The following is a 25,823-nucleotide window of genomic DNA, read 5'->3' as shown; positions in this document are numbered from 1 at the left end:
AGCGGACGCGCTCTCCATCTTCGACTCCGCGCCCAGAATTCGGTTGAGCTCGTAGTTGACCGACATGCCGCTGTCGGCCATCCCGGCGGCATTCGCCTTGCCGACAGCGGGATCGACGTAGTCCGTGGTCCAGGACAGGATGCGGAACTCGCGTTCCTCGGCATCGGTGCGGTCCCGGTCGGACAGCTCGCGGTAGCGGCGTTCGTCGTCGGCGGGCCGTCGCGCGGTCACGGCCGCGCCGAACGCTGCGCGGTAGGTGGTCCAGGCGATCCCGACCCCGGCGACGTAGACGACCGCGATCGTGCGTTCCGGGTAGGCGCAGGCGTAGCGCAAGGCGAGGTCCGCGCCGAACGAGTGCCCGCCGACCAGCCAGCGCTCGTAGCCGAAATGAGCGCGTACGGCGTCGAGGTCGCGGACGAACCGGTCGAGCGTCCACGGCCGCTCCCGGCTCGACCGGCCGCCGGCGCGCTGGTCGTAGCGGTGCACGCGGTAGCCGGCACCGATCGACCGGGCGACCGGTGAAAGGTAGTCCCACAGACCGGGGCCGCCGTGGCACAGAACCATCGGGGGTCCGTCACCAGCGACCTCGGTCCACAGTCGACACCCGTCGTCCGCAGTGACGAACCCCTGCCACTCCACTCGGGGCATCCTAGGGGCTATTTCGGCGGCACCGTCTCCGGGACGCCCGGCTTGGCCGGTGCGGGCGGGGTCGGCGGCGGACCCGGCGGGCTGCCCTCCAGTTCGAGGTTGGGCACGATCCGCTCCATCCAGTGCGGCATCCACCAGGCATGACTGCCGAGCAGCGACATGATCGCCGGGACCAGCATCATCCGTACCAGGCTCGCGTCGATGAGTACGGCCACCGCCATACCGATCGCCAGCATCTTCACCGCAGGATCAGGGTTGAGCACGAAGCTGGTGAACACGACGACCATGATGGCCGCAGCCGTCGTGATGACCCTGGCCGTGCTCCCGATCCCGAGGGCGACGCTGCGTTGCTCGTCCTTGGTGCGCACGTAGGCCTCGTGCACCCGGGAGAGCAGGAACACCTCGTAGTCCATCGACAGTCCGAAGACGATCGCGAAGACCAGCATCGGTACGTAGGCCGGGATGGGTAACTTCTCGTCGATGCCGAGCCACGAGGAGCCCCAGCCCCACTGGAAGATCGCGACGATGACGCCGTACGCCGCGCCGACCGACAGCAGGTTGAGGATCGCTGCCTTCGTGGCGATGACGACCGACCGGAAGGCGATGGTGAGCAGAATGAACGCCACGAACACGACGGCGAGGATCAGGTAGGGCATCCGGTCGGCTGCCTTCTCGGTGAAGTCGACGCCGCCGGCGGTCGCCCCGGTCAGATAGGTCTTCGCTCCTAACGGCGGCAACACCGAATTGCGGAGGTTGTCGACGAGGTTCGTCGTCGCCTCGGCCTGCGGCTCGGTCGTCTGGATGACGTTGATGATCGCGGTGGTGCCGGCGCTGTTCACCACCGGTGCGGGCACCACGGCGACGCCCGGCGTCTTGGTGAGGGTGCTCTGCATGGAGCTGAGCAGCGACTGGTTCGACGACGTCGACGCCTTGGGCAGCACGACGACCACGGTGATCGGGCCGTTGTAACCGGGCCCGAATCCCTGGTTTATCAGGTCATACGCGCGTCGGCTGGTCTGCGAGGTCGGGTTCGAGCCGTTGTCGAGCTGCCCGAGCCGCATGGAGAAGAACGGCACAGCCAGGAGCACCAGTACGGCGACGCTGCCGATCGCCCACGGCCACGGGTTCCCGCTGACCTTTCGTCCCCACCGGGCGAACGGCGAGTTCTCGTGGTCGGGGGGCGTGATCTTCTCGACCGAGCCGTTGTGGCCGGCCCGGCGCCTGGCCCGGCGCGCGCGCAGGCGCACGCGCAACGCGCGGATGTTGTTTCCCGCCACCCCCATGAACGCGGGCACGAGCGTCAGCGCCGCGAGCATCGTGACCGCGACGACCAACGCCGACGCGGCGCCCAGCGCCCCGACGAACGGCACGCCGGAGACGTAGAGCCCCAGGATCGCCACGACCACGGTGCTGCCGGCCACCACGATCGCCGCGCCGGACGTACCTTCGGCCCGCGTGACGGACTCCTCGACCCCCATTCCCGAGTCGATCTGCTCCCGGTGCCGGGCGACGAGGAAGAGCCCGTAGTCGACGGCGACTCCCAGGCCGAGCAGGGTTGCCACCGTCGCGGCGGTGGTCGGCAGGTTTGTGGCGGCCGCGAGCAGGCCGACCAGGGACAGCCCGGTGACGACGCTGAAGATGGCGGACAGCAAGGGGATCGCCGCGGCGATGAGTGCCCCGAACATCCCGATCAGCAGCAGGAGCGCGCACGAGAGCCCGATGATCTCCGACGTCAGGTCGTCGGGTTCCTGCCCGATCTGGCCCGCGCCGGTGCCGTACTCCACCTCGAGACCGGCGGACCGGGCCGGCTGCACGGCTGTGTTCAGCTTGTCCAGGTATCCCGTGTCGAGGGTCGCCGGCACGACATTGAAAGACAGCGTCCCGTAGGCGATGGTGCCGTCCTTCGAGACCAGGGTGGAGTTGGAGGAGGCGAACGGGCTCACCGCGCTCATGACGTGCGGGAGCTTGCTCGCGTTGCTCACGGCCTGGTTCACCGCGGTGGTCTGCTCGGCCACCGTGCCATGATGTGAGTGGAATACCAGTTGCCCGGAGTTTCCGCTTTGGGACGGAAAGTCAGACTGAAGGCGCGACAGCCCCTGCGCCGATTGGCTCCCCGGCACGTTGTAGTCGTTGACGTAGTTCCCGCCGAAGTTGTTCCGGAGGAGCACGGCCGCGCCCAGGATGACCAGCCAGCCGACGATCACCAGCCAGTGCCGGCGTACGGCGAACCGTCCGAGTCGTTCGAGCAGCGCGTTCATTCCGCGACCCCCCCGAGCCGAGCACGCCGGGCCCCGTCCTCATGGAGCGTAGCTGCACCGGACGGCGCTGAGCGGGGAAACGGCGGCTACGGCTGTCGACCCACGCCAATCTGGGTAGGCCAGTCTGGGTAGAGGACAGTGGACGACGATCCGCGACCGGAGAGGGAGGGTCCGTGCCGAATCGGCTGGCCGATGCGACGAGTCCGTACCTGCTACAGCACAAGGACAACCCCGTCGACTGGAGGCAGTGGGGCGACGACGCGTTCGAGGAGGCTCGGCGGCGTGACACACCGGTCCTGTTGTCGATCGGCTACGCCGCCTGTCACTGGTGCCATGTCATGGCCCACGAGTCGTTCGAGGACGCCGCGACCGCGGAGGCGATGAACTCCGACTTCGTCTGCATCAAGGTCGACCGGGAGGAGCGGCCGGACGTCGACGCGGTCTACATGGAGGCGACGCAGGCGATGACCGGCCAGGGCGGGTGGCCGATGACCGTCTTCGCCACCCCCGAGGGCGAGCCGTTCTTCTGCGGCACCTACTTCCCGCCTCGTCCGCGGCCGGGGATGCCCTCGTTCCCGCAGCTGCTGGGGGCGGTCGCTGAGGCATGGCGCGAACGTCGCGACGAGCTCCTCGCGGTCGGCCAGCAGGTCGTCTCGCAGCTCGACACGAGCGACCGCGTGCCGAGCGGTCCCACTCTCGACGCCGCCGCCCTCGAGACGGCGACACGCGAGCTGACGACGGCGTACGACGAGGAGAACGGCGGCTTCGGCTCCGCGCCGAAGTTCCCGCCGTCGATGGTGCTGGAGTTCCTGCTCCGCCACGCCGCGCGTACCGGCGACGACGGCGCCCTGCGCATGGTGGAGGGCACCGCGGCGGCGATGGCCCGCGGCGGGATGTACGACCAGCTCGCCGGTGGCTTCGCCCGGTACGCCGTCGACGCCGGCTGGGTCGTCCCGCATTTCGAGAAGATGCTCTACGACAACGCGTTGTTGCTGCGGGTCTACCTGCATCTGTGGCGACAGACCGGTTCGGCGCTGGCGCGCCGGGTCGCGACCGAGACCGCAGACTTCCTGGTCCGCGACATGCGCACCCCCGAGGGCGGGTTCGCCTCGGCGCTCGACGCCGACACCGACGGGGTGGAGGGCGCGACCTACGTGTGGACGCCCGAGCAGCTCGTCGACGTGCTCGGTGACGACGACGGCCGGTGGGCCGCCGACCTGCTCACCGTGACTGACCGGGGGACCTTCGAGCACGGCAGTTCGACCCTGCAGCTGCGCACCGACCCGACCGACGCTGATCGGTGGCAGGCGATCCGCAAGACGCTCGCGGCCGCCCGCGCCGCCCGCCCCCAGCCGTCGTGCGACGACAAGGTCGTTACCGCATGGAACGGCCTGGCCGTCGCCGCGCTTGCCGAGGCCGGCGTGCTGTTGGAGGATCCGGCCTACCTGGCGGCGGCCGAGGATGCGGCGGAGTTGCTGCTCCGGCTGCACCTGGTCGACGGTCGGTTGCGGCGCACCTCGCGGGCCGGCCGGGCCGGCCCCGGCGCCGGGGTGCTCGAGGACTACGGCGACGTCGCGGACGGCCTGCTCGCGCTGCACCAGGCCACCGGCTCGGGCCGCTGGCTCGCGGCCGCCGGCGACCTCCTGGAGGTTGCCCTGGCCCGCTTCGCCGCCGACGAGGGCGGTTTCTGGGACACCGCCGACGATGCCGAGGGGCTGGTCCGCCGGCCGCGTGACCCGACCGATGGCGCGACACCGTCCGGGAGCTCGGCGCTGGCCGGCGCGTTGCTCGGCCACGCCGCCCTCACCGGCTCGGTGCGGCACCGCGAGGCGGCCGAGGCGGCCGTCGCCCGGTCCTCGACGCTGGTGGGCCGGTTCCCGCGCGCGGTCGGGTGGCTCGCGGCGGTGGGCGAGGCGCTGCAGGCCGGACCGGCCGAGGTGGCGGTGGTCGGCGACGTCGCCGCCCGCGCGGAACTCGAACGCGCCGCCCGGATGGGTGCCGCGCCCGGGACCGTGGTGGTCGCCGGCGCGTCCGACCAGTCGGGTACGCCGTTGCTCGCCGGGCGCCCGCTCGTCGACGGCCAGCCCGCGGCCTACGTCTGCCGGGGCTTCGTCTGCGACGCCCCGGTGACCGATCCGGCGGTGTTGCGCCGGAGTCTGCTCGCCCGCGCCGAAGGCTGAGCTCGGACCGTCAGTCGAACGCCGCGGCGAGGAGCGACTCGGCGGTCGGTGCTTCTGCCGGGACGGCGTGCAGGAAGCCCTGACCGCGGGAACAGCCCATCGCGAGCAGTCGCTCCCACTGGTCGGCGGTCTCCACGCCCTCGGCGACGACCTCGCACCCGACCGCCCGGCCCAGCCGGAGGAGGGCGTCGACGATTGCGGTGTCGGCGAGGTCCGTGCCGATCCCCGACACGAACGACCGGTCCACCTTCAGCACCTGCGCGGGCAGCCGGGTGAGAAACGTCAACGGCGCGTAACCGGTCCCGAAGTCGTCCACCGCGACCAGAACGCCGAGCGACCGGAGCGCGACCAGCTCGCCCCGCACCGACGGCGTCAGCTCCAGCATGTGCGACTCCGTCAGCTCGAGGCAGAGCTGCTCCGGCGGCAGCCCGGTCTCGTCCAGCACCCGACGTAGCGTGGCGACGAAGTCCGGTCGCCCGAGTTGGCTGGCGCTGATGTTGACGCACGTCCGCAGTGAGCGATCGGGCCAGCGGCGCAGCCACTGCGCTCCCTGTCGGCACGCCTGGTCGAGGACCCAGCCACCCAGCGGGACGACGAGCCCGGCCGCTTCGGCGACGTCGAGGAACTCGGTCGGGCCGAGCAGGCCGCGGGTCGGGTGCTGCCAGCGCACCAACGCCTCGACGGCGCGCGGAACCCGGTTGGCGTCGACGATGAGTTGGTAGTGCACCCGCAGTTCGCCGTTGGCGATGGCGTGGGTGAGCTCGGCCTCCAGACGCACCTGTCGCTCGGCCAGCGCCTCGAGTTCGTCGTCGACCAACTCGTAGCGCGCCCGGCCGTTGCGCTTGGCGCGGTACATGGCCGCATCGGCGACCCGGAGGACCTCCTCCGGCCGGCGGTCGAGCTTGTCGACCAGGGCGATGCCGATCGAGGCCGACAGATGGATCTGGTGGTCGGCCACCTGGATCGGCCGGCCGAGCGACTCCTGGATCCGCACGGCGACGCTCGTCGCGTTACTGACGTCGTGCAGGGACTCGCACAGCACGACGAACTCGTCGCCGCCGAGCCGTGCCGCGGTGTCGGTGAGTCGCAGGCAGCCGGTGATCCGATGCGCCACTTCCGCCAAGAGGTCGTCGCCGACGTCGTGGCCGAGCGAGTCGTTGATGCGTTTGAAGTTGTCGAGGTCGCAGAACAGTACGGCGATGCGGTCGCCGGTGACCGCCGCACGCAGTTGCGCCCTGCGCAGCCGGTCGAGCAACAGCACCCGGTTGGGCAGGTCGGTGAGGCTGTCGTGCAGCGCGGCGTGCGAGAGCCGGCTCTCCACCACCTTGCGGGCGGTGACGTCCTGCAGATAGACCACCAGCATGCTGCCCGCCGTCTGGTCCATCCGGACGGCGCTGACCGACACCCAGACCGCGTCGCCGTCCGGCTTGAGCAGCCGCAGCTCGCCTCGGCTGATGCCGTCGCCGCGGACCAGCTCGTCGTAGATGCTCCGCGGGATCGCGGCGTCCTCGTCGACGATGTAGTCACCCGGCTGCCATGCCTCGAGCTCGGATCTGCTGCGACCCAACATCGTGCAGGCGGCACCGTTCACCGCGAGTACCCGGGGCTCGGTCGACATCAAGGCGATGCCCATCGGGGCGAACTCGAACAGATCGCGGAAGCGCTGTTCGCTCTCCCGCAGGGCGTTTTCCACCTGCCGGGATCCGGTGACGTCCTCGCTGACCAGGAGCACGCCGGTGATGGCCCCGTCGTCCTCGCGGACCGGCGCCGTCCGGCTGCGGTAGAGGGTCGAGTCGTTCTCGCCCGGACTGTCGAAGACGCGCACCACACCGCGGAGTGCAGCGGCCAGATGCGGGGCGACCCGTGCGTATCGCTCCGCCGAGATGACCTCGTGCAGCGGCCGGCCCTCGATGTCACCGGCGGCGAGCCCCTCCCGTCCGAGCGCCAGGCCCTCGGCGCCGACGACGGTGAGGTCGCGGTCGAACCGCAGGATCGCGGCGTCGGGCATGCTTCGGGCGAGCTGCCGGTACAGCAGGTCGCTGCGGCGTACGGCGCCCGCCTCGTCGGGCGCCTGCTCCTGGGCCTGCACCAGCCGGCTGTAGGGCCGGTCGTCGGGGGTGCGCAGGGTCAGCACGGATACCGCGGCGGTGATCTGCGCACCGTCCGGCCGCACGACGTGCGCGGTCGTATGGACCTCGTCGACGCCGGCCGGGTCGGCCGGCACGGGAAGCAGATCGACCCACTGCCGGCCCATGACATCGGCGATGGTGCGGCCGACCAGTGCCGCGAATGCCGGGTTTGCCTGGACCACCGTGCCAGCGAGGTCGGCGACTGCCACACCGGTGACGGCCTTGAGGAAGAACTCGTCGACCGCCCGGTGCACCTCGGCCGCAGTTGGCTCGGCGGGCCTGCGTGACACCGATGTCGTCTCGGCCACGCGCGATCCCCCTTCGACGCTGGCGCGATGCTACGCCCGGGCACCGCGCCCCGCAGACGCCGGGCGGGCCGTCGGTCAGTGCAGCGGAACTGTGGTGACGTAGAGCGCCAGGCACACCGCGACGTAGTGGCAGAGTGCCGCCACGATGGTGCAGAGGTGGAAGACCTCGTGGTAGCCGAACACCGACGGTGCCGGATCGGGGCGGCGGGTCGCGTAGACGATCGCCCCGAAGGTGTAGATGAGGCCGCCGATGACCAGCAGCAGGAGGGAGGCGAGGCCGGCCTGGCGCAGCATCGCGGGAAGCACGAAGACGGCCACCCAGCCGAGGGCGAGATAAGGCGGCACGGTCACCCAGCGGGGGGCCGTGATCCACGCCTGCTTGAGCACGATGCCGCCGAGGGCACCGAGCCAGACCACCGCGAGGATGACCTCGCCGAACTCGCGGGGCAGCACGAGGAGCGCGAAGGGCGTGTAGGTCCCCGCGATGAACACGAAGATCATCGAGTGGTCGAGGCGCTTCATCACCGAGCGCCCGTGCGCATCCCAGTTACGCCGGTGATAGAGCGCGCTGGTCCCGAACAACAGCGAGACGGTGACCGCGTAGATCGATGCGCCGACCACGGCCCGTTCGCTGCTGAAGGCGGCCAGCGAGATCAGGACGGCGCCGGTCGCGAACGATACGACGAACGCCCAGAAGTGCAGCCAGCCGCGCCACCGCGGCTTGACGGGAAGCCCCGTGCGAACAACCGCCCCGGTGAGCCCGCTCATAGGGCATAAGTTACGGCAGGCCGGTCGGTCGGGCTACCGAGCCTGCCGGGCGACCGGGCGGGCGGCGCGTAGTCTCACTGCCTGTGAGCGTCGCGGACATCGTGTATTCGGTCTACGAACGACGTCTCATGCACCAACTGGCGGGCGCGCCCCGCCCCGGGCACGTCGGGGTGATCCTCGACGGCAACCGGCGATGGGCCCGCGCGTCCGGCCGCGACGATGTGAGCCAGGGCTACCGGCGCGGCGCGGAGAAGATCGAGGAAGTGCTCGGCTGGTGCGCCGAGTCCGGCGTCGGAGTCGTGACGCTCTGGCTGCTGTCCACCGACAACCTGGTCCGATCCACCGACGAGCTCGATCCGCTCCTGCGCATCATCGAGGACGTGGTCGACGACCTGGCGGCGCCCGGCAAGACGTGGCAGCTCTCGGTCGTCGGCGCGCTCGACCTGCTCCCTGCCCCCTCCGCCACCGTCCTCAAAGCCGCGACCGAGCGTACGTCGGGCCGGACCGGAGTCCGCGTCAACGTCGCGGTCGGCTACGGCGGGCGGCGGGAGATCGCCGACGCCGTGCGGTCGCTGCTGCACGAGCACGCATCGCTCGGCACGTCCATCGAGGAGCTCGCCGAGATCCTCGACGTCGACCACATCGCCGAGCACCTCTACACCCGCGGGCAGCCCGATCCGGACCTGGTCATCCGCACCAGCGGCGAGCAGCGGCTGTCCGGGTTCCTGCTGTGGCAGAGCGCGCACTCGGAGTTCTACTTCTGCGACGCCTACTGGCCGGACTTCCGCCGGGTCGATTTCCTGCGCGCCCTGCGCGACTACGCCGCCAGGCATCGCCGCTACGGCGCCTGACAGACTGGCCGGCATGGACGTCGCCCGCGAGTACGTCGCGCTCGGCCTGCGCTTCGACCGGCTCGAACGCGGTTTCGTCGACGCCTATACCGGTGCACCGGAGGTGCGCAGGCAGGTGGAGAACGAACCGCCGCCCGAGCCGACCGCGCTCGTCCGCCGGGCCCGCGAACTGCTCGCCGAGCTGCCGACCTCAGGGTTGCCGGCCGAGCGCATCGCGTTCCTGTCCGGTCAGCTCGCCGGACTGGAATGCAGCGCCCGCCGGTTCGCCGGCGAGGAGGTGGGGTTCGTCGATGAGGTCGATGCCTACTTCCAGGTCCGACCCGAACCCGGCGACCCGGCTCGTTACGCCGAGGCGCATCGCGCGCTTGACGACGTTCTGCCGGGCAGTGGCGACCTGGCGGCCCGGTACGCGGACTACCGGCGCCGGGGGGAGTGCCCGCCCGAGCGCCTCGGTGTCGCCGTCCACGCCCTGTCCAGCGCGTTGCGGGACCGGGCCCGGGCGGCCTACGGGCTCCCCGAGGAGGAGACGGTCGACTACCAGATCGTCACCGACGAGCCGTGGAGCGGCTTCAACTACTACCTCGGGGACTACAAGTCCCGGGTCGCGATCAACGCGGATCTGCCCCACCGGCTGATGCAGCTTCCGCACCTCGTGGCGCACGAGTCCTACCCCGGGCACCACACCGAGCACTGCCGCAAGGAACGCGGCCTGGTCGAGCGCGACCGTCACGTCGAGCACACCGTCTTCCTCGTCAACACCCCGGAATGCCTGATGGCCGAGGGACTCGCCGACCTCGGCGTGCATGTCAGCGTCGGGGACGGGTGGGGAAAGTGGGCGGCGGAGATCTTCGGCGACCTCGGGCTCGTCGTCGACGGGGAGGTCGCCGAGCGGGTCGCGGCGGCGGCCGCCGGCCTCGACGCCGTACGCCAGGATGCCGCGCTGATGCTGCACGACCGTGGCGCCGGCTCCGACGATGTGGTCGCCTACCTGCAGCGGTGGCTGCTGATCCCGGCCGACCGGGCCCGGCAGATGTTGCGGTTCCTGTCCCACCCGTTGTGGCGCGCCTACACCTCGACCTACGTCGAGGGCTACCGGCTGCTCTCGTCCTGGCTCGATGCCCGACCGGTCGGCGAGGCCGTCACCGACAGGTTCCGGCGGCTGCTCGACGAACCGCTCACCCCGGCCCGGGTGGCGGCCGACCTTCGCCCGTGATCGAGCATCGCGAGCCGATCGGCGCGGAGCCGGTCCTGCTTCCCGACCGTTGGCCGTCCGCGTGGCCGACGCTCTACCCCATCGTCCGCGACCGGGCGGTGTTCGTCGCCGTGGTCGCGCTGCTGACGGGAGTGGGGTTGGCGTTCGCCGGCGACCCGTCCGCCCAGTGGTGGGCGATCGCGCTGCCGGTCCTGCTGCTCATCGGTCCGCTGTGGCGGGTGGCCCGGACGCCGGCCCGGATGGATCGCGCGGTGCGCACCGGCCGGGTCCGCGTGACTCCCGGCCGGCTGGTCGTGGGCGACACCCGGTCCGGCCTCGTCCTGTCCACCGCCGACGGCCCGGTGCCGGTGCCGGCCGGCCCGGTGTCGCGCACCTTGTCCGTCCAGGTCGGCGTCCGCGTGGTGCTGGTGGCCCGCCGCAGACCACGCGCAGGTGGCGCGCTGGTGGACGAGGACGGAACGGTTGCCTACCTGCGCAGGGTGTCGCTGGCCTCGGCGGCGGGATAGCGCAACCAGGCCCCCGCAGGCTGGCGTGTCGCGACCGACCGGCGTCGGTGCACGTCGATAGCGTCAAGGTCGGCGGTCCGGATCCGACAGCCGGGCGCCAGGGGGAGGGCCCGTGCCAACTCGTCGTACCTACGTCCTGGACACCAGTGTCCTGCTGTCCGACCCGTTCGCGCTGCACCGCTTCGCCGAGCACGACGTCGTGCTTCCGCTCGTGGTGATCGGCGAGCTGGAAGGCAAGCGGCACCACCCGGAGCTGGGCTGGTTCGCCCGGCAGGCGCTGCGTCTGCTCGACGACCTGCGGCTGCGACACGGTCGACTCGACGCGCCGGTGCCGGTGGCCGACGGACGAGGCACGCTGCACGTGGAGCTCAACCACAGCGATCCGGCGCTGCTGCCGGCCGGGTTCCGCACCGAGACCAACGACGCCCGGATCCTCGCGGTCGCGCTGAACCTCGCCGCCGAGGACCGCGACGTGGTCCTCGTCAGCAAGGACATGCCGCTGCGGGTCACGGCCGCCTCGGTCGGGGTCGCGGCCGAGGAGTACCGCGCCCATCTCGCGGTCGATGCCGGCTGGACCGGAATGGCCGAGGTCGACGTGGCACCGGTTGAGCTCGACCGGCTCTACGCCGGCGAGGCGGTCGAGATCGCGGGCGCCGCCGAGCTGCCCTGCCACACCGGTCTGGTGCTGGCCTCCGGGCAGGGCTCGGCACTCGGCCGGGTCACCCCGGACAAGGCGGTGACGCTGGTCCGGGGCGACCGGGAGGCCTTCGGCGTACACGGACGGTCGGCCGAGCAGCGGATCGCGCTCGACCTGCTCCTCGACCCATCCGTCGGCATCGTGTCGATGGGCGGCCGGGCCGGCACCGGCAAGTCGGCGCTGGCCCTCGCGGCGGGGCTGGAGACCGTCGTCGAACGCCGCCAGCACAAGCGGGTCATCGTCTTCCGCCCGCTCTACGCCGTGGGCGGGCAGCAGCTCGGCTACCTGCCCGGGAGCGAGGGCGAGAAGATGGCGCCCTGGGCGCAGGCGGTCTTCGACACCCTCGGCGCGCTGGTAGGCCAGGACGTGATCGACGAGGTGCTCGGCCGCAACATGCTCGAGGTGCTCCCGCTGACCCACATCCGCGGCCGGTCGCTGCACGACGCGTTCGTCGTCGTGGACGAGGCGCAGTCACTCGAGCGTGGAGTGCTGCTGACCGTGCTGTCCCGGATCGGCGCCGGCTCGCGGGTCGTGCTCACCCACGACGTCGCCCAGCGGGACAACCTGCGGGTCGGCCGGCACGACGGGGTGGCCGCGGTGATCGAGGCGCTCAAGGGCCACCCGTTGTTCGCCCACGTGACCCTGACCCGCTCGGAGCGGTCTCCGATCGCGGCGCTGGTCACCGAGATGCTGGAGGATCTCCCGCTGTAACCGCGGGCGTCGCTCAGGTCATGTTCTGCAGGAAGCCGAGCATGTCCTCGGCGTGCTCCTCCTCGGTCGCGAGGAGGCCCTCGAAGACCCGCCGGGTCGTCGGGTCGCCATCCCCGAGCCAGCCGATGATCTCGGTGTAGGACGCGATCGCCACCCGCTCGGCGACCAGATTCTCCTTGACCATGTCGAGCAGTGCCTCGGCGGTCTGATACTCCGAGTGCGACCGCGAGGTGAGCGTGTCCGGGTTGAGGTCCGGCACCCCGCCCAGCTGGTTGATCCGTTCGCAGAGCTGGTCGGCGTGGTTCTGTTCCTCGCCGGCGTGCTGCAGGAACTCCGCAGCGACCGGTTCGGCGTTGAGGCCGGTCGCCGCGTAGTAGTGCTGCTTGTAGCGCAGCACGCAGACCAGTTCGGTGGCGAGCGCGTCCTGCAGCACCGACAGGACCCGCTCGAGGTCCGCGCCGTAGTTGGCGGTGACCGGGCCCTTCTCGATCTCCTCGCGGGCCCGGGCGCGCAGGGTCTGGACGTCGGTCAGAAAGTCACCCATGAGTAGTCCCCTCGGTCGTGGTGCCTTGTGTCCGTTCCTGCTGTGATCAGTCCTGGATCGGCCGGGTCATCGCCAGGACATCGAGCGCGGCGTCGAGCTGTTCCTTGGTCAGCTCGCCGCGGTCGAGGTATCCACGGTCGAGGACGACCTGCCGGATCGTCCTCTGCTCGGCCAGCGACTGCTTGGCGACCTTGGCCGCCTCGTCGTAGCCGATGTAGTGGGTCAGCGGGGTGACGATGGACGGGGAGGACTCCGCGTAGGTCCGGCAGCGGTCGACGTCGGCGGTGATGCCCGCGACGGTCCGGTCCGCGAGCAGCCGCGAGATGTTGGCGAGCAGCCGGATCGACTCGAGCAGGTTGCGCGCGATCACCGGCAGCATGACGTTGAGCTCGAGGTTGCCCGCCGATCCGCCGAAGGCGACCGCGGCGTCGTTGCCGATCACCTGGGCGACCACCTGGCAGACCGCCTCGGGAATGACCGGGTTGACCTTCCCGGGCATGATCGACGAACCCGGCTGCAGGTCGGGCAGGTGGATCTCGGCCAGCCCGGTGCGCGGCCCGGAGGACATCCAGCGGATGTCGTTGGCGATCTTGTTGAGGCCGACCGCGATCGTGCGGAGTACGCCGCTGGCTTCGACCAGGGCGTCCATGCCGCCCTGCGCCTCGAAGTGGTCGCGGGCCTCGGACAGCGGCAGGTCGAGGTTCTGGGCGAGCCGGAGGACCACGCGGCCGCCGAAGCCGGCCGGGGCGTTGATGCCGGTGCCCACCGCCGTACCTCCGAGCGGGAGCTCGCCGACCCGGGGGAGCACGGACTGCAGGCGTTCGACGCCCATGCGCATCGCCGCCGCGTAGCCGCCGAACTCCTGGCCGAGGGTGACCGGGGTCGCATCCATCAGGTGGGTGCGGCCCGCCTTGACCACGCCCGCGAACTCCCGGGCCTTCGCCTCCAGCGTCTCGGCGAGGTGGTCCAGCGACGGGATCAGGCTGCGCACGATCCCCTCGGTCGCGGCGAGGTGGATGGCGGACGGGAACTGGTCGTTGGAGGAGAGCGGCGCGTTGACGTCGTCGTTGGGGTGGACCGCCGTCTCGAGGCGCTCGGCGGCGAGCGTGGCCAGCACCTCGTTGGCGTTCATGTTCGAGCTGGTGCCGGATCCGGTCTGGAAGACGTCGATCGGGAAGTGCTCGTCCCATGCTCCGGTGACGACGTCGTCAGCCGCGTCGGCGATCGCCTGGGCGAGGGTCGGGTCGATCAGGCCCAGCTCGGCCCGGACCCGCACCGACGCTCCCTTGATCTGCGCCAGCGCCGAGATCAGCGCGGCGTCGATCGACAACCCGGATACGGGGAAGTTCTCCACCGCCCGCTGGGTCTGTGCCCGCCATTTCGCCGTCGCCGGCACCCGGACATCGCCCATGGAGTCGTGCTCGATGCGGAACTCCGGGTCGGACACTGTCCACTCCTCGGCGTGTGGGGGCTGTTGGTTACTCTCCGCCGATGCTAGCCAGCCCGGCCGGGGTTCAGCCGTGCCGGTCGAAGTCGACCGCGCTGTAGGCCCGCAGCTTGGTCAGCGAGTGGGAGCTGTCGATGAGCCGGATGGTGCCGCTCTTCGAGCGCATCACGATCGAGTGGGTCTGGGCGCCGCCGTGGCGGTAGCGCACGCCCTGCAGCAGTTCGCCGTCGGTGATCCCGGTGGCGACGAAGAACACGTTGTCACTGCGGACGAGATCGCGGGTCGTCAGGACCTGGTCGAGGTCGTGGCCGGCGGCGATGGCCTTGGCCCGCTCCTCGTCGTCGCGCGGCCAGAGGCGTCCCTGCAGTACGCCGCCGAGGCAGGTCATCGCGGCCGCGGCGATGATGCCCTCCGGCGTACCGCCGATGCCGAGCAGCAGGTCGACCCCGGTCGTCTCCCGGGCCGCCATGATCGCCCCGGCCACGTCGCCGTCGGACATGAAGGTGATCCGGGCACCGGCGGCCCGAACCTGCTGGACGAGGTCCTCGTGCCGGGGCCGGTCCAGGACGCATACGGTGACGTCCTCGACATCCAGTCCCTTGGCCTTGGCGACCCGCCGGATGTTCTCCCCGGGCGGCGCGGTGATGTCGACCACATCGGCGGCCTCGGGGCCGGTGGCCAGCTTTTCCATGTAGAAGACCGCCGACGGGTCATACATCGTGCCCCGCTCGGCGACCGCCAGGACGGACACCGCATTGGGCATCCCCTTGGCCATCAGCGTGGTGCCGTCGATCGGGTCGACGGCGACGTCGCATTCGGCGCCGGTGCCGTCACCGACCTCCTCGCCGTTGAAGAGCATCGGCGCTTCGTCCTTCTCGCCCTCGCCGATGACCACGGTGCCGCGCATGGCGACCGTGCCGATCAGGGCCCGCATCGCGTCGACGGCCGCGCCGTCGCCGCCGTTCTTGTCGCCGCGGCCGACCCACCGGCCGGCGGCCATGGCGGCGGCTTCGGTCGCCCGGACCAGCTCCAACGCGAGGTTTCGGTCGGGCGCTTCGTGGCGTACGGCGAGCTCGGCAGGTACCTCGGTCATCGTCACTCCCGTGGCCTCACGTCGGCGGGGGGTCTCCTCGATCCTTGCAGAGTCCGGCGGCGGCCGCCGACACCCGTCACCGCGGGTGAACGGCGGCGGAGGGGGTGGGCGAGGATGAGGGGGTGAGTGAGCAGGTGCGGCCGGCGTCCTCGGGTGCCCGCCGGACGGTGGTCAACATGTTCCGGTCGCTGGTGCCGCTGACCGTGCTCATCGTCGTCCTCGTCGTCGTGTTCCAGCCCGGGCACCGGACGAGCACCCCGACCGTGAACCCGGCGCCGGACTTCGGCTACGTCGCCAGCCAGCTGCGGACGGCCGTCCCCAGCCCGCATGGCCTGGCCAAGGGCTGGCGGTCGACCAGCAGTGACGTCGCCTCCGCCGCCCCCGGGCGGGCCGCCGCGTCGGTCGACGTCGGCTACCTGACCCCGGGCGGCAACTTCGCCCGGCTCGTCGAGAGCGGTCGTCCCGCGGCGGCGGTGGTCCGCGCCGAGCTGGGTGCGCCCACCCGGGCCGGGGTGGTCACGATCGCCGGCCGGACCTGGGCGCGCTACCGCACCGACCGGGGCGAACTCGTGCTGGCGGCGACGCTGGGCCGCATCGGCGTGATGATCACCGGAAATGCCTCGCTCGCCGAACAGCGGACGCTGGCCGGCTCGCTGCGCTGAGCGGGCTAATCCGTGCCGGCGTCGGCGGGGCGGTCGCCGTCCCGCTTCGCCAGCGCCTCGTCGAGGGTCGCCCGGGCGCCGTCCAGCCAGCGCTGGCAGATGTCGGCGAGCTCCTCACCGCGCTCCCACAGGGTCAGCGACTCCTCGAGCGTCAGCCCGCCGGACTCGAGGCGGCGTACGACGTCGGCGAGCTCATCGCGGGCCTTCTCATAGCTCGGGCCGGTCTCGGTCACGGGGTTGCCCCGGTGTGGGCCGGGCCGGCCGTCGCGTCGAGCGAGCCGTCGGCGAGGCGGATGGACAGTGCCGCCCCGGGGTCGACAGCGCCGGCGCTGCGCAGCACGGCGCCGTCGGGGCCGTGAACGACGGCATAGCCGCGGTCGAGGGTGGCCGCCGGGCTGAGTGCGCGCACCCGGGACCGGGTGTGGATCAGGTCGGTGGCGGCCGCGTCGAGCCGGTGGCCGAGGCTACGACGGGCCCGGTCCCGCAACCCGTCGAGATCGATCCGGCGCCCGTCGATCAGGTGCGCCGGGTCGGCCAGCACCGGCCGCGCCCGCATGGCGCGCAGCCGCTCGGCCTCCGTGTCGAGCCGGTGCCCGATCGCGCGGCGCAACCGGGCCCGGCGCTCGCCGACCGCCGCGAGTTCGTCCGCGACCGCCGGCACGACCCGCTTGCCGGCGTCGGTCGGCGTGGATGCGCGCAGGTCGGCGACGAGGTCGACCAGCGGGGTGTCGGACTCGTGCCCGATGGCGCTGACGATCGGGGTACGGGCGGCGGCCACCACCCGGCACAGCGCCTCGTCGCTGAACGGGAGCAGGTCCTCCACCGACCCGCCGCCGCGCGCCAGGACGATGACGTCGACCTCGGGGTCGGCGTCGAGGTGGTGGATCGCCGCGATCACCTGCGCCACCGCGGCCGGGCCCTGCACGGCGACGTTCTCGATCCGGAACCGGACCGCCGGCCACCGTCGTACGGCGTTCTCCCGGACGTCGCGCTCGGCGGCGCTGGCCCGGCCGGTGATCAGTCCCACCTGCCGGGGAAGGAACGGGACCGCGCGCTTGCGGTCCCGGTCGAAGAGTCCTTCGGTGGCCAGCGCCCGCTTGAGCCGCTCCAGCCTGGCGAGCAGCTCGCCGACCCCGATCGGCCGGATCTCGCTGGCCCGCAGCGACAGGGTCCCGCGGGAAGGGTAGAAGTCGGGGCGGGCCCGCACGACCACCCGGGCGCCGTCGCGCAGCGTGCCGACCGCGTCGGCCACCTCGCGCGGGCAGGTGACGGTGAGCGAGACCTCAGCTGCGGGGTCGCGCAGCGTCAGGAAGACCGTGCGGGTGCCGGGCCGGTTGGTGAATTGCGTCACCTGCCCCTCGACCCACACCTCACCGAGGCGGGCGATCCAGTCCGCGATCTTGCGGGCGACGGTGCGCACCGGCCACGGTGCCTCGGCGGTGGTCGGGTTGGCCACGTCAGCTGGAGCGGATCGTGTCGAGGCGGTTGCCGAGCATCGTCAGGTACGCCGGCCGGGCCTGATACCGCCGCTCGTAGTCGAGCAGCTGTTCGACCTGCTCGGCGGACAGCCGGCGCAGCCGGGCCCGCAGCTGGGCCAGCCGCAGGTCGTCGTAACCGGGAAGGAACGCCGGGTCGGAGCCGCCCGATGCGCCGGCGACCGGCGGGGTGACCGTCTCGGTGGCGCCCGGTACCGGGAAGTCTTCGGTGGGCGGGAAGTCCTCGGTCGCGGGGAAGTCTTCGGTCGCCGGGAAGGTGGCCTCGCCGGAGAAGTCGCCGACGGCCACCTCGTCCTCGTCGAACCGGGCCCACGGGGGTGGGTCGGCCGGTTCCGGTTGCAGCTGGCTCAGCAGGGCGTCGCCGCGGATCACCAGGTCGGCGTAGTGCTGCTGCGCCTTGAGGGACACCTGCAGGGCGCTGCTGACCGCCAGGACCGGCAGGGCGACGAGTTGACCGGGAAGCCGCCGTGCTTCGTCGATGGTCGCTGCGGCGAGGCCGGCCGCGGCACGCAGCGGGGTCGGTATCGCGGTGCTCATGGGACAAGGGTGCACCATCGCCGCCGGAGCGTCGGGTCAGGTACCGTCGCGGCCCCCGCACCGGGGGCGCCGACGGCGCGCGCACGTACCATCGGGGCATGACCTCGCCGACCCGTCGTGTCCTGCTCGCCAAGCCTCGCGGGTACTGCGCGGGCGTCGATCGTGCGGTTATCGCGGTCGAGCGTGCGCTGGACCTGCACGGCGCTCCCGTCTACGTCCGCAAGCAGATCGTGCACAACCAGCACGTCGTCTCCTCGCTGGAAGGTCGCGGGGCGATCTTCGTCGACGAGACCGACGACGTGCCCGAGGGCGCGACCGTGGTCTTCTCGGCCCACGGCGTCGCCCCGTCGGTTCACGAGGAGGCCGAGCGCCGGCAGCTGCAGACGATCGACGCGACCTGCCCGCTCGTGACGAAGGTGCACGCCGAGGTACGTCGCTTCGCCTCCGCCGACTACGACATCCTGCTCATCGGCCACGCCGGCCACGAGGAGGTCGTCGGGACGATGGGGGAGGCTGCCGACCGGATCCATCTCGTCGACAGTGCCGAGGACGTCGACAACGTCGAGGTCCGTGACCCCGAGCGTGTGGTGTGGCTGTCGCAGACCACCCTCTCGGTCGACGAGACCCTGCAGACGGTGGCCCGGCTGCAGCAGCGGTTCCCGGCGTTGAAGTCCCCACCCAGTGACGACATCTGCTACGCGACGCAGAACCGGCAGAGTGCGGTCAAGCAGATGGCGGCGAACTGCGACGTCGTGATCGTCGTCGGCTCGGCGAACTCCTCCAACTCCGTGCGACTGGTCGAGGTGGCCCTCGAAGCCGGCGCACGGTCGTCCTACCTCGTCGACCACTCCGGCGAGATCGACCCGGCCTGGCTCGACGGCGTAAGCACGGTCGGGGTGACCAGCGGCGCGTCGGTGCCGGAGGTCCTGGTCACCGGGGTGCTCGAGTGGCTCGCCGAGCGGGGCTTCGACGCGATCGACGAGATCAGCGCGGCCGACGAGCGATTGACCTTCGCCCTTCCCCGCGAGCTGCGTGCGCCGTCGCGCACGGCGGCCACCCCGTCCAGCTGACCGGAGTCCGGCCGCGGTTCACTTCCGGTTGAGCAGCCGGATGCCGCCGATCAGCGCGGCGAGGCCGACGGCGATCGCGATGGCCGGGAACCCGTGGGCCAGGTAGTCCATCGTCAGGCCGGTCGCGCTGTGCGCGGTGGTCAACACGTTGACCATCGCCAATGCCAGGCAGATCAGGGGCGGTGCCAGCACGACCCAGAGCAGATCGCCGCGGCGTACCAGGGCGGCGGCGACCGCGGTGCTGACGACGAGGCAGATGGTGAACAGCAGCCGCAGTCCGGGACCGGTGAATACGTCGATGGACCCGGCGATCCCCGACACGACGAATACGAGCAGCGCCGCGACCGGGCCGGCCATCCCGGGGCTCGGCGTAGTCCGTTTCCGCGAGCCGCTGCGCGGCGGTTCCACCTTGGTCGACACACGTGCCTCCGGCCACTCGATGGGTATGACCCAACGTTAGCTGGCCCGGTGGCGCGCCGCGTGCTCGGCCGGAAGAGGGCGCCTCCCTGCGCTCACCCGCCCCCGGCCGTACCGCTCTCGGGCGTCGGGCGACTCTGCGGGGGCGAGTCGGGGAGGGCGATCAGGGCGTCGCTGGCCGAGGCGACCAGCTCGGGGGCCTGCAGCCGGCGCGGCACCGCGGTGATCTGCTCCGCCGCCGCCAACTCGGTGCCGCTGACCTGGAGCTCGGTGAGCTTGCGCGCGCTGACCAGTACGCGGCTCTCCAGCGAGGCGACGGTCTGGTTGTACTGGTCGACCGTCCTGCTCAACTGGCCGCCCATCCGGGCGAAGTGCCCGCCCATGGTCGCGAGCCGGCCGTGCAACTCCTTGCCCAGCTGGTGGATCTTCGCGGCGTTCTCCGCGAGGGCTTCCTGGCGCCACGTGTAGGCGACGGTGCGCAGTAGCGCAATGAGGGTCGACGGTGTCGCGATCACCACGTTGCGCTCGAAGGCGTGCTCGAGCAGCGAGGGATCATGTTCCAGTGCGGCGTTGAGGAACACCTCGGCCGGCACGAACATCACGACGAACTCCGGCGTCGCGTCGAAATGCTTCCAGTACGCCTTGTCGGCGAGCCGGTCGACGTGCTCGCGCATATGCCGGGCATGGGCCCGCAGCCGGGCGGTGCGGGTCGTGTCGTCGCGCGCCTCCATCGCCTCGAGGAAACCGATGAAGGACACCTTGGCGTCGACGACGACGTTCTTGTCGCCGGCGAGGCGGACGACGAGGTCGGGCCGCAGCGCGCCGCCGTCGGCGTTGCTCACGCTTGCCTGGGTGACGAAGTCGCAGTGCTCGACCATCCCGGCGGTGCGGATGATCTGCTCGAGCTGCAGCTCACCCCACCGGCCCCGGATCTGCGGCGCGCGAAGCGCGGTGACGAGCTGGCTGGTCTCCTGCTCGAGGCGTGCGGAGCTCTGCTGCATCGTCAGGACCTGCTCGCGCAGCGCGCGGTAGGAGCCGACCCGCTCGCGCTCCACGGTCTGCATCTGCTCCTCGACCTTGCCGAGGGCATCCCGCAGTGGGCCGACCAGGCTCTCGATCGCCTGCTGGCGCGCGGCCAGGTCACCGTCGGCGACGACGCCGGCCTGCTTCAACCGGGTCTCCGCGAGCGTCATGAACTCCCGCGAGCTGCGGGACAGCGCCTCCTGGGACAGGGTGCTGAACGTGTCCCGGAGCCGCTGCTCGCCCTCCTCGAGACGGGCGATCTGCTCGCCTGCCGCCCGGCGCTCGTGCTCCAGCGTGGCGTCGAGTCGGACAGACTCCGCCTCCGCAGCGCGGGCGCGCTCATCGAGCGCGATCCGCTCCGCCCGCAGCGTCTCGCGATCGGCCCGCAGGGAGTCGCGCTGTGCGGCAGCCGTCCGGGCGGCACCACGACCCAGCGCGAGCCCGGCCACCAGTCCGGCAGCCAGCATCAGCAGGCCGATCAGCACAGTGGTGACGTCCATGAGGAAATGCTGACATCGGACACCGACAGTTTCCGGGATGCCGCGCCGACACCCCCTATTGCAGGAGCTGGGCTCCGGTCGGGCGAATGCGCTGCTCGGAGCGGATCTGCCGACGCCTAGCATCGGTGCCCGTGGCTCTTACCATCGGAATCGTCGGCCTGCCCAATGTGGGCAAGTCGACCCTTTTCAACGCCCTGACCAAGAACGATGTCGTCGCCGCCAACTACCCGTTCGCCACGATCTCGCCCAACGTCGGCGTCGTCGGTGTCCCGGACCCTCGGCTCGACGTACTCGCCAAGCTCTTCGACAGCGCCCGCGTCGTACCGGCGACGGTCTCCTTCGTCGACATCGCCGGCCTGGTGCGGGGGGCCAGCGAGGGCCAGGGCCTCGGTAACCAGTTCCTCGCCCACATCCGCGAAGCCAACGCGATCTGCCAGGTGATCCGCGGTTTCGGCGACCCCGATGTCGCTCACGTCGACGGGAAGGTGTCCCCGAGCGACGACATCGAGACGGTGAACACCGAGCTCGTGCTCGCCGATCTGCAGACCCTGGACAAGGCGATTCCCCGGCTGGAGAAGGAATCTCGGCTGCACAAGGACCGGCGTGCGCTTCTCGAGGCGGCGCAGGAGGCGCGCGAGATCCTCGACTCCGGGCGCACGCTCTTCTCCGCGGGCGTCGACGCGGAGATGCTGCGCGAACTCGGCCTGCTGACGACGAAACCTTTCCTGTATGTCTTCAACGTCGACGAGGGTGAACTCGCCGACTCCGAATACCTCGACCGGCTGCGCGCGATGGTCGCGCCGGCCGAGGCGATCGTTCTCGATGCCAAGACCGAGTCGGAGCTGGTGGAGCTCCCCGATGACGAAGCGGCCGAGCTGCTGGCGGCGGTGGGCCAGGAGGAGGCCGGCTTGCACCAGCTGGTCCGGGTCGGTTTCGCGACCCTCGGGTTGCAGACCTTCCTCACGGCCGGGCCGAAGGAGTCGCGGGCGTGGACCATCCCGGTCGGCGCGACCGCGCCAGAGGCCGCCGGCGTGATCCACACCGACTTCCAGCGCGGATTCATCAAGGCCGAGGTCGTCTCCTACGACGACCTGATCGCCGCAGAGTCCATGAATGCGGCGCGGTCCGCGGGCCGGGTCCGCATGGAGGGCAAGGACTACGTCATGGCCGACGGTGACGTCGTGGAGTTCCGCTTCAACGTCTGACGCCGGTCGCTGCATCGCACCTGCGTGACGGCGAGGCTCGCGCCGACGACCAGACGCGCCCATCCCGGCGTACGGTGGTCAGGAAGCCAGCCAGGCTTCCGCTCAAAGGAGCAGCCATGGCCGATAAATCGCCTCGGCAACACATGTCGAAGAAGACGGGCAAGTCGCTCAAGGAAAAGCGCGCCGAGAAGCACTCGAAGGCAGAGGCCAAGGGCAATACTCAGATCGTGCCACCGACCAACCAACGCACGTAACGCGCGGCCTTCTCTTTAGTCCGGGCGTGCCGCCGCAGCTGCGGTGTTAGCGTCGATGACGTGCTCATGAAGGCGCCGCAGCGGTCCAGGTGGAGTCGTCGCCGGAGCGGACCATCGCGGTCCGGCGGTGGCGGTCGGCACGGGGGTGGCGGCTATCGCGGTGGTCGCGGTGGTGGCGGTCGGCACGGGGGTGGCGGCGATGAGGCCAACCAACCGTCCCCCGAGTACTCGCTATGGCAGTTGGCTCTGGGCTTCGCCCTCCTTCCGCTGGCATTCTTCACCACCTCGGTCGTGATCTTGCTGCTGTCGAAGGGCGGCTGACCCTAGTCGACCGCGCCTACGGCGGCGATGTCGTCGCGGCCGTGCCCGGCATCGACGGCGCGGACGAGTCGTTCCTCGACCGCGCGCATGAGCGGCGGCTGAGTGCCTTCTGCCGCTTCGGTGAGCCGGATGTCCTTGAGCGCGAGTTCGACCGGGAAGCCCGCGGTGTAGTTCCCGTCGGTCATCATTTTCGCCTTCTGTATGGCGTAGGGCATGGCCAACGGGCCGCCGGCCATCACCTCGAGCAGCGCCGATCGCGGGATGCCGAGACGGTCACTGGCGACGAGCGCGTCGGCCATCGCGACGGTCGCCGCGGTCATCCACGTGTTGACCACAAGCTTGAGCCGGCTGGCCTCCTGCCCTGCTCCGACGTGGAGGACACGCTCACCGAGGGCGTCGAGGACGGGTCGCGCGACATCCACCGCAGAACTAGGGCCCGCGACGAGCCAGCTGAGCTTGCCCTCCCGCGCCGGTTGGGTGCTGCCGGACACCGGGGCGTCCAGCATCTGGCGGTGATGCGTGTCGGCAAGGGCGCGCAGCCGGTCCGCCCATTCGGCACCGACGGTCGACGCCTGCACCCACACCGCGTGGTCCGGGGTCGCGTCCAGCATCTGGCCGGCGACCGCATTGACCGCCGTACCGTTGGTCACCATCGTGATGACGACCGACGCATCGGCGACCGCGGAGGCCAGATCGGCGACGACCGTGACGCCGGCATCGGCGAGATGGTCGCGCCGGTCCGGGGTGCGGTCCCAGAGCGTGACGTCGTGGCCGGTGTCCGCCAGGCGGGCAGCCATCGCGGACCCCATGTGTCCCGCGCCGATGATCGTGACATTCATCGTCTTCCTCCTTCTACGGCCGGCTTCCGATCCGTTCCCAGTGTCGGGCGCCAGGTGGCCGGCCGGCGGGTGGTTTGTGCGGCGGCGACGGTCACGCCGGCCAGCAACACCGTGGCCAGCGCGAGCCCGGCCGTCGCGCCGTCGTGCAGGACGAGCTCCGCTCCGGCGACCGCACCGACAAGCATCGTCGCGACGGCGACCAGCCGCCGGGCGAATGCCGGGTTCGGCGTGCCGCTGCGGTGATCGGCGGCGATTCCGGTGAGGGTCATCGTCAGCACGGTCGTCGTGAGGTCCGGGACGGCGAGGCGGCGTACGACGGCGTTCTGCAGGCCGGTGCCGACCGCCAGCACGCCCGCGATCACGTCTCGGGCGATGGGCGACGGCGCGGCTCCGGACGCCGCGGCGAGGAAGAGCCCGGTCGAGACGAGGGCGAGCTCGACTCCGGACCCCGCGGCAAGCAGGACGGCACGGTCGCCGCCGAACCGGTGGATGAACTTTCCGCCGAAGCGGGCGCCGACGAGGAAGCCGGCGAGTCCGGAAAGGGATGCGGCGAGGGAGAACCCGGCCGCCCCGGCGAGCGCGAACCCGACGAACACGATGTTTCCCGTCATATTTGCGACGAAGACCCGGCCCAGCGCGAGAATGCTGACCGCGTCGACGACGCCGGTCAGCAGGGTGAGGCCGAGGAGCAGGGCGGGCAGTGGACCGTGCGCCGGGTCCGCCGTCAGCCGCCGCCACACCGGGCGGACGGTCGTCGATGCTGCGACTGATGCGAGGTGTGTGGTCATGTCTGCTCCTTCGTGGACAGCCCTAGCGTGGGCCGTCACGATTCAGCTGTCCAACAGAAGAATCCGATCGCAGTAAGAACTAGAATTGCTGAATGGAGTTGCGGGCGCTGGAGTACTTCGTCGCGGTCGCCGATGAGCGGCACTTCACCCGTGCGGCCGCGCGGATGCACGTTTCGCAGTCGGGACTGTCGGCGACGATCAGGTCGCTGGAGACCGAACTGCATGCGGCGCTCTTCGAGCGGACCACCCGGCGGGTCCGGCTGACCACGGCCGGGTCGGCCCTCCTCCCGGATGCGCGTCGCGCGCTCGCCGCCGCCCGAGCAGGAGCGGACGCGGTCGACGCCGTGCAAGGTCTGCAGCGCGGAACGGTGGCTGTCGGTGTGATGCAGGAGATGGGCCTGGTCGACCTGCCACGCACCCTTGCGCAGTTTCAGCGCCGCTACCCCGGGATCGAGCTGCGCATCCGCCAGGCGTCCGCCTCGGAGCTGCACCAGCTTCTGGTCGACGGCGCACTCGACCTCGCGGTCGTCTCACCGCCGGAACCCGCCACGGAACACTTGGTGGCGGTCGACCTGTTTCACACGCCAATGGTGCTGGCCTGCCGCTCCGACGACCGCTACGCAAACCGGAAGACCGTCGGTGCCGGCGATCTCACCGGGCGAAGTCTGATCGGCTACCCGCGCGGCTGGGCCATGCGCGGCCTCGCCGACCGGATGATGCGTCGGTCCGGCATGCAGCTGGACATCAACCTCGAGGTCAATGACACCCCCACCCTGCTCGACCTCGTCGAGGCCGGGCTAGGGGTCGCACTGATCGCCGAGGCGATCGCGACACAGCGACGCACTCTGCGTGCGGTCGCGCTCCGCGGCCCGAAGATCGACTGGATCATCAGCGCGGTCGCCGCTGCTCCCGGGCCGACCAATCCGGCCGCCCGTGAGCTGTGGCGACTCATCACCCGGGCCGCACCGGATCGCTGACCGTCGGCGGTTAGCGTGTGATGTGTGACTCTCAACGGCCGCGACGCTGAGGAGGTGGCGCAGAGCCTGGCACGCGAACGGCTCCGGGTCACTGATCACATCGCCGCTCTCCAACGGGACTTCGACGGCGTGGTCGAGGCGTCCGAGTCGTCGAATGCCGACGACGAGCACGACCCGGAGGGTGCCACGATCGCCTTCGAGCGGGCCCAGATCGCCGCCATGCTGGCCAATTCGAAGGCCCGCCTCGACGCCGTCGACCGCGCGATCGAGCGGCTGGATCGTGGAACCTACGGGAGGTGTGACGTGTGCGGCGAGGACATCGCCGCAGAACGACTCACCGCACGCCCTACGGCCACGACATGTGTTCGCTGTATGAGCTGA

General features: G+C 71.1%; 25 protein-coding genes. 11 read left to right on the top strand and 14 right to left on the bottom strand.

The features are described 5' to 3' along the window. A partial coding sequence (locus VGH85_08165; GenBank protein HEY2173772.1) for an alpha/beta fold hydrolase occupies positions 1-639 on the bottom strand: 639 nt, incomplete at its 3' end. A 17-nt stretch (positions 640-656) separates the two neighbouring features. Continuing rightward, complete coding sequence (locus VGH85_08160) at positions 657-2,906, bottom strand: MMPL family transporter (GenBank protein HEY2173771.1); 2,250 nt, start codon at positions 2,904-2,906, stop codon at positions 657-659. Between the two features lie 173 nt (positions 2,907-3,079). On the opposite strand from VGH85_08160, the gene VGH85_08155 reads away from it, so the two are divergent. Then, on the top strand, positions 3,080-5,086 hold the full coding sequence (locus VGH85_08155) for a thioredoxin domain-containing protein (GenBank protein ID HEY2173770.1): 2,007 nt from the start codon (positions 3,080-3,082) through the stop codon (positions 5,084-5,086). Positions 5,087-5,096: 10 nt separating this feature from the next. Here VGH85_08155 and VGH85_08150 read toward each other — a convergent pair whose 3' ends face one another. Both VGH85_08150 and VGH85_08145 read right to left on the bottom strand, forming a co-directional pair. Continuing rightward, complete coding sequence (locus VGH85_08150; protein HEY2173769.1) at positions 5,097-7,523, bottom strand: EAL domain-containing protein; 2,427 nt, start codon at positions 7,521-7,523, stop codon at positions 5,097-5,099. Between the two features lie 75 nt (positions 7,524-7,598). Further along, the gene (locus tag VGH85_08145; protein ID HEY2173768.1) at positions 7,599-8,291 is read right to left on the bottom strand and encodes a hemolysin III family protein; all 693 of its coding nucleotides are present in this window, start codon (positions 8,289-8,291) and stop codon (positions 7,599-7,601) included. A gap of 83 nt (positions 8,292-8,374) precedes the next feature. Between VGH85_08145 and VGH85_08140 the strand changes: the two genes are divergently transcribed. From VGH85_08140 to VGH85_08125, 4 genes are all read left to right on the top strand, one after another. Continuing rightward, positions 8,375-9,142 (top strand): isoprenyl transferase, encoded by a 768-nt coding sequence (locus VGH85_08140; GenBank protein HEY2173767.1) that lies wholly within the window; start codon positions 8,375-8,377, stop codon positions 9,140-9,142. Positions 9,143-9,155: 13 nt separating this feature from the next. Next, a complete protein-coding gene (locus tag VGH85_08135) occupies positions 9,156-10,355 on the top strand; it encodes a DUF885 domain-containing protein (GenBank protein HEY2173766.1) in 1,200 nt (399 codons plus the stop codon). Further along, entirely contained in the window at positions 10,352-10,861 is a 510-nt protein-coding gene (locus VGH85_08130) for a hypothetical protein (protein HEY2173765.1), read from the top strand. Before VGH85_08135 ends, VGH85_08130 begins: the two co-directional genes overlap by 4 nt. Positions 10,862-10,973: 112 nt before the next feature. After that, a complete protein-coding gene (locus VGH85_08125) occupies positions 10,974-12,269 on the top strand; it encodes a PhoH family protein (protein HEY2173764.1) in 1,296 nt (431 codons plus the stop codon). 13 nt (positions 12,270-12,282) lie between these two features. Here the strand turns inward: VGH85_08125 and VGH85_08120 are convergent, their stop codons facing one another. The 3 genes from VGH85_08120 to glpX form a co-directional block, all read right to left on the bottom strand. Continuing rightward, positions 12,283-12,813 carry a ferritin-like domain-containing protein gene (locus VGH85_08120; GenBank protein HEY2173763.1) on the bottom strand — a complete coding sequence of 177 codons (531 nt, stop codon included), beginning with the start codon at positions 12,811-12,813 and terminating at the stop codon, positions 12,283-12,285. 46 nt (positions 12,814-12,859) lie between these two features. Next, the gene (locus tag VGH85_08115; protein ID HEY2173762.1) at positions 12,860-14,260 is read right to left on the bottom strand and encodes a class II fumarate hydratase; all 1,401 of its coding nucleotides are present in this window, start codon (positions 14,258-14,260) and stop codon (positions 12,860-12,862) included. A gap of 67 nt (positions 14,261-14,327) precedes the next feature. Beyond that, positions 14,328-15,353 (bottom strand): class II fructose-bisphosphatase, encoded by a 1,026-nt coding sequence (glpX, locus tag VGH85_08110; GenBank protein HEY2173761.1) that lies wholly within the window; start codon positions 15,351-15,353, stop codon positions 14,328-14,330. A gap of 122 nt (positions 15,354-15,475) precedes the next feature. Between glpX and VGH85_08105 the strand changes: the two genes are divergently transcribed. Beyond that, positions 15,476-16,015 (top strand): DUF4245 family protein, encoded by a 540-nt coding sequence (locus tag VGH85_08105; GenBank protein HEY2173760.1) that lies wholly within the window; start codon positions 15,476-15,478, stop codon positions 16,013-16,015. A 5-nt stretch (positions 16,016-16,020) separates the two neighbouring features. Here VGH85_08105 and VGH85_08100 read toward each other — a convergent pair whose 3' ends face one another. The 3 genes from VGH85_08100 to VGH85_08090 are packed head-to-tail and all read right to left on the bottom strand — an operon-like array spanning position 16,021 to position 18,048. After that, on the bottom strand, positions 16,021-16,248 hold the full coding sequence (locus tag VGH85_08100; protein HEY2173759.1) for an exodeoxyribonuclease VII small subunit: 228 nt from the start codon (positions 16,246-16,248) through the stop codon (positions 16,021-16,023). Further along, on the bottom strand, positions 16,245-17,471 hold the full coding sequence (xseA, locus tag VGH85_08095) for an exodeoxyribonuclease VII large subunit (GenBank protein HEY2173758.1): 1,227 nt from the start codon (positions 17,469-17,471) through the stop codon (positions 16,245-16,247). Before xseA ends, VGH85_08100 begins: the two co-directional genes overlap by 4 nt. Before the next feature lies 1 nt (position 17,472). Next, complete coding sequence (locus VGH85_08090; protein HEY2173757.1) at positions 17,473-18,048, bottom strand: lipid droplet-associated protein; 576 nt, start codon at positions 18,046-18,048, stop codon at positions 17,473-17,475. A 98-nt stretch (positions 18,049-18,146) separates the two neighbouring features. Between VGH85_08090 and VGH85_08085 the strand changes: the two genes are divergently transcribed. After that, positions 18,147-19,118: a 4-hydroxy-3-methylbut-2-enyl diphosphate reductase gene (locus VGH85_08085; protein ID HEY2173756.1), complete on the top strand. Its 972-nt coding sequence runs from the start codon at positions 18,147-18,149 to the stop codon at positions 19,116-19,118. Positions 19,119-19,136: 18 nt separating this feature from the next. On the opposite strand, the gene VGH85_08080 is transcribed toward VGH85_08085, so the two are convergent. Beyond that, positions 19,137-19,538 carry a DUF6542 domain-containing protein gene (locus VGH85_08080; protein HEY2173755.1) on the bottom strand — a complete coding sequence of 134 codons (402 nt, stop codon included), beginning with the start codon at positions 19,536-19,538 and terminating at the stop codon, positions 19,137-19,139. A gap of 92 nt (positions 19,539-19,630) precedes the next feature. Continuing rightward, positions 19,631-21,058 (bottom strand): DNA recombination protein RmuC, encoded by a 1,428-nt coding sequence (rmuC, locus tag VGH85_08075; protein ID HEY2173754.1) that lies wholly within the window; start codon positions 21,056-21,058, stop codon positions 19,631-19,633. A gap of 131 nt (positions 21,059-21,189) precedes the next feature. Between rmuC and ychF the strand changes: the two genes are divergently transcribed. After that, positions 21,190-22,263, top strand: coding sequence for a redox-regulated ATPase YchF (gene ychF / locus VGH85_08070; GenBank protein HEY2173753.1), 1,074 nt, complete (start codon positions 21,190-21,192; stop codon positions 22,261-22,263). Positions 22,264-22,379: 116 nt separating this feature from the next. Then, complete coding sequence (locus VGH85_08065) at positions 22,380-22,517, top strand: hypothetical protein (GenBank protein HEY2173752.1); 138 nt, start codon at positions 22,380-22,382, stop codon at positions 22,515-22,517. Between the two features lie 323 nt (positions 22,518-22,840). Here VGH85_08065 and VGH85_08060 read toward each other — a convergent pair whose 3' ends face one another. Continuing rightward, positions 22,841-23,677, bottom strand: a complete 837-nt coding sequence (locus VGH85_08060) for an NAD(P)-dependent oxidoreductase (protein HEY2173751.1) — start codon at positions 23,675-23,677, stop codon at positions 22,841-22,843. Beyond that, positions 23,674-24,465, bottom strand: a complete 792-nt coding sequence (locus VGH85_08055; protein HEY2173750.1) for a YoaK family protein — start codon at positions 24,463-24,465, stop codon at positions 23,674-23,676. The genes VGH85_08060 and VGH85_08055 overlap by 4 nt, the downstream gene beginning before the upstream one ends. A 92-nt stretch (positions 24,466-24,557) precedes the next feature. On the opposite strand from VGH85_08055, the gene VGH85_08050 reads away from it, so the two are divergent. Together VGH85_08050 and VGH85_08045 are read left to right on the top strand one after the other, a co-directional pair. After that, positions 24,558-25,442: a LysR family transcriptional regulator gene (locus VGH85_08050; protein ID HEY2173749.1), complete on the top strand. Its 885-nt coding sequence runs from the start codon at positions 24,558-24,560 to the stop codon at positions 25,440-25,442. 24 nt (positions 25,443-25,466) lie between these two features. Then, on the top strand, positions 25,467-25,823 hold the full coding sequence (locus VGH85_08045) for a TraR/DksA C4-type zinc finger protein (protein ID HEY2173748.1): 357 nt from the start codon (positions 25,467-25,469) through the stop codon (positions 25,821-25,823).

Source organism: Mycobacteriales bacterium, assembly GCA_036497565.1.
Lineage (GTDB): Bacteria > Actinomycetota > Actinomycetes > Mycobacteriales > QHCD01 > DASXJE01.
Note: the sequence above shows the minus strand (reverse complement) of the source record. Positions and strands in the feature narration are given on the sequence as shown.

What these genes read in the sequence shown, in the direction of transcription:
- VGH85_08160 (HEY2173771.1), bottom strand. Translation starts at nt 2,906, where the DNA reads ATGAACGCGCTGCTCGAACGACTCGGACGGTTCGCCGTACGCCGGCAC.
- VGH85_08145 (HEY2173768.1), bottom strand. Translation starts at nt 8,291, where the DNA reads ATGAGCGGGCTCACCGGGGCGGTTGTTCGCACGGGGCTTCCCGTCAAG.
- VGH85_08135 (HEY2173766.1), top strand. Translation starts at nt 9,156, where the DNA reads ATGGACGTCGCCCGCGAGTACGTCGCGCTCGGCCTGCGCTTCGACCGG.
- VGH85_08120 (HEY2173763.1), bottom strand. Translation starts at nt 12,813, where the DNA reads ATGGGTGACTTTCTGACCGACGTCCAGACCCTGCGCGCCCGGGCCCGC.
- glpX (HEY2173761.1), bottom strand. Translation starts at nt 15,353, where the DNA reads ATGACCGAGGTACCTGCCGAGCTCGCCGTACGCCACGAAGCGCCCGAC.
- VGH85_08090 (HEY2173757.1), bottom strand. Translation starts at nt 18,048, where the DNA reads ATGAGCACCGCGATACCGACCCCGCTGCGTGCCGCGGCCGGCCTCGCC.
- VGH85_08085 (HEY2173756.1), top strand. Translation starts at nt 18,147, where the DNA reads ATGACCTCGCCGACCCGTCGTGTCCTGCTCGCCAAGCCTCGCGGGTAC.
- rmuC (HEY2173754.1), bottom strand. Translation starts at nt 21,058, where the DNA reads ATGGACGTCACCACTGTGCTGATCGGCCTGCTGATGCTGGCTGCCGGA.
- VGH85_08065 (HEY2173752.1), top strand. Translation starts at nt 22,380, where the DNA reads ATGGCCGATAAATCGCCTCGGCAACACATGTCGAAGAAGACGGGCAAG.
- VGH85_08060 (HEY2173751.1), bottom strand. Translation starts at nt 23,677, where the DNA reads ATGAATGTCACGATCATCGGCGCGGGACACATGGGGTCCGCGATGGCT.
- VGH85_08055 (HEY2173750.1), bottom strand. Translation starts at nt 24,465, where the DNA reads ATGACCACACACCTCGCATCAGTCGCAGCATCGACGACCGTCCGCCCG.
- VGH85_08050 (HEY2173749.1), top strand. Translation starts at nt 24,558, where the DNA reads ATGGAGTTGCGGGCGCTGGAGTACTTCGTCGCGGTCGCCGATGAGCGG.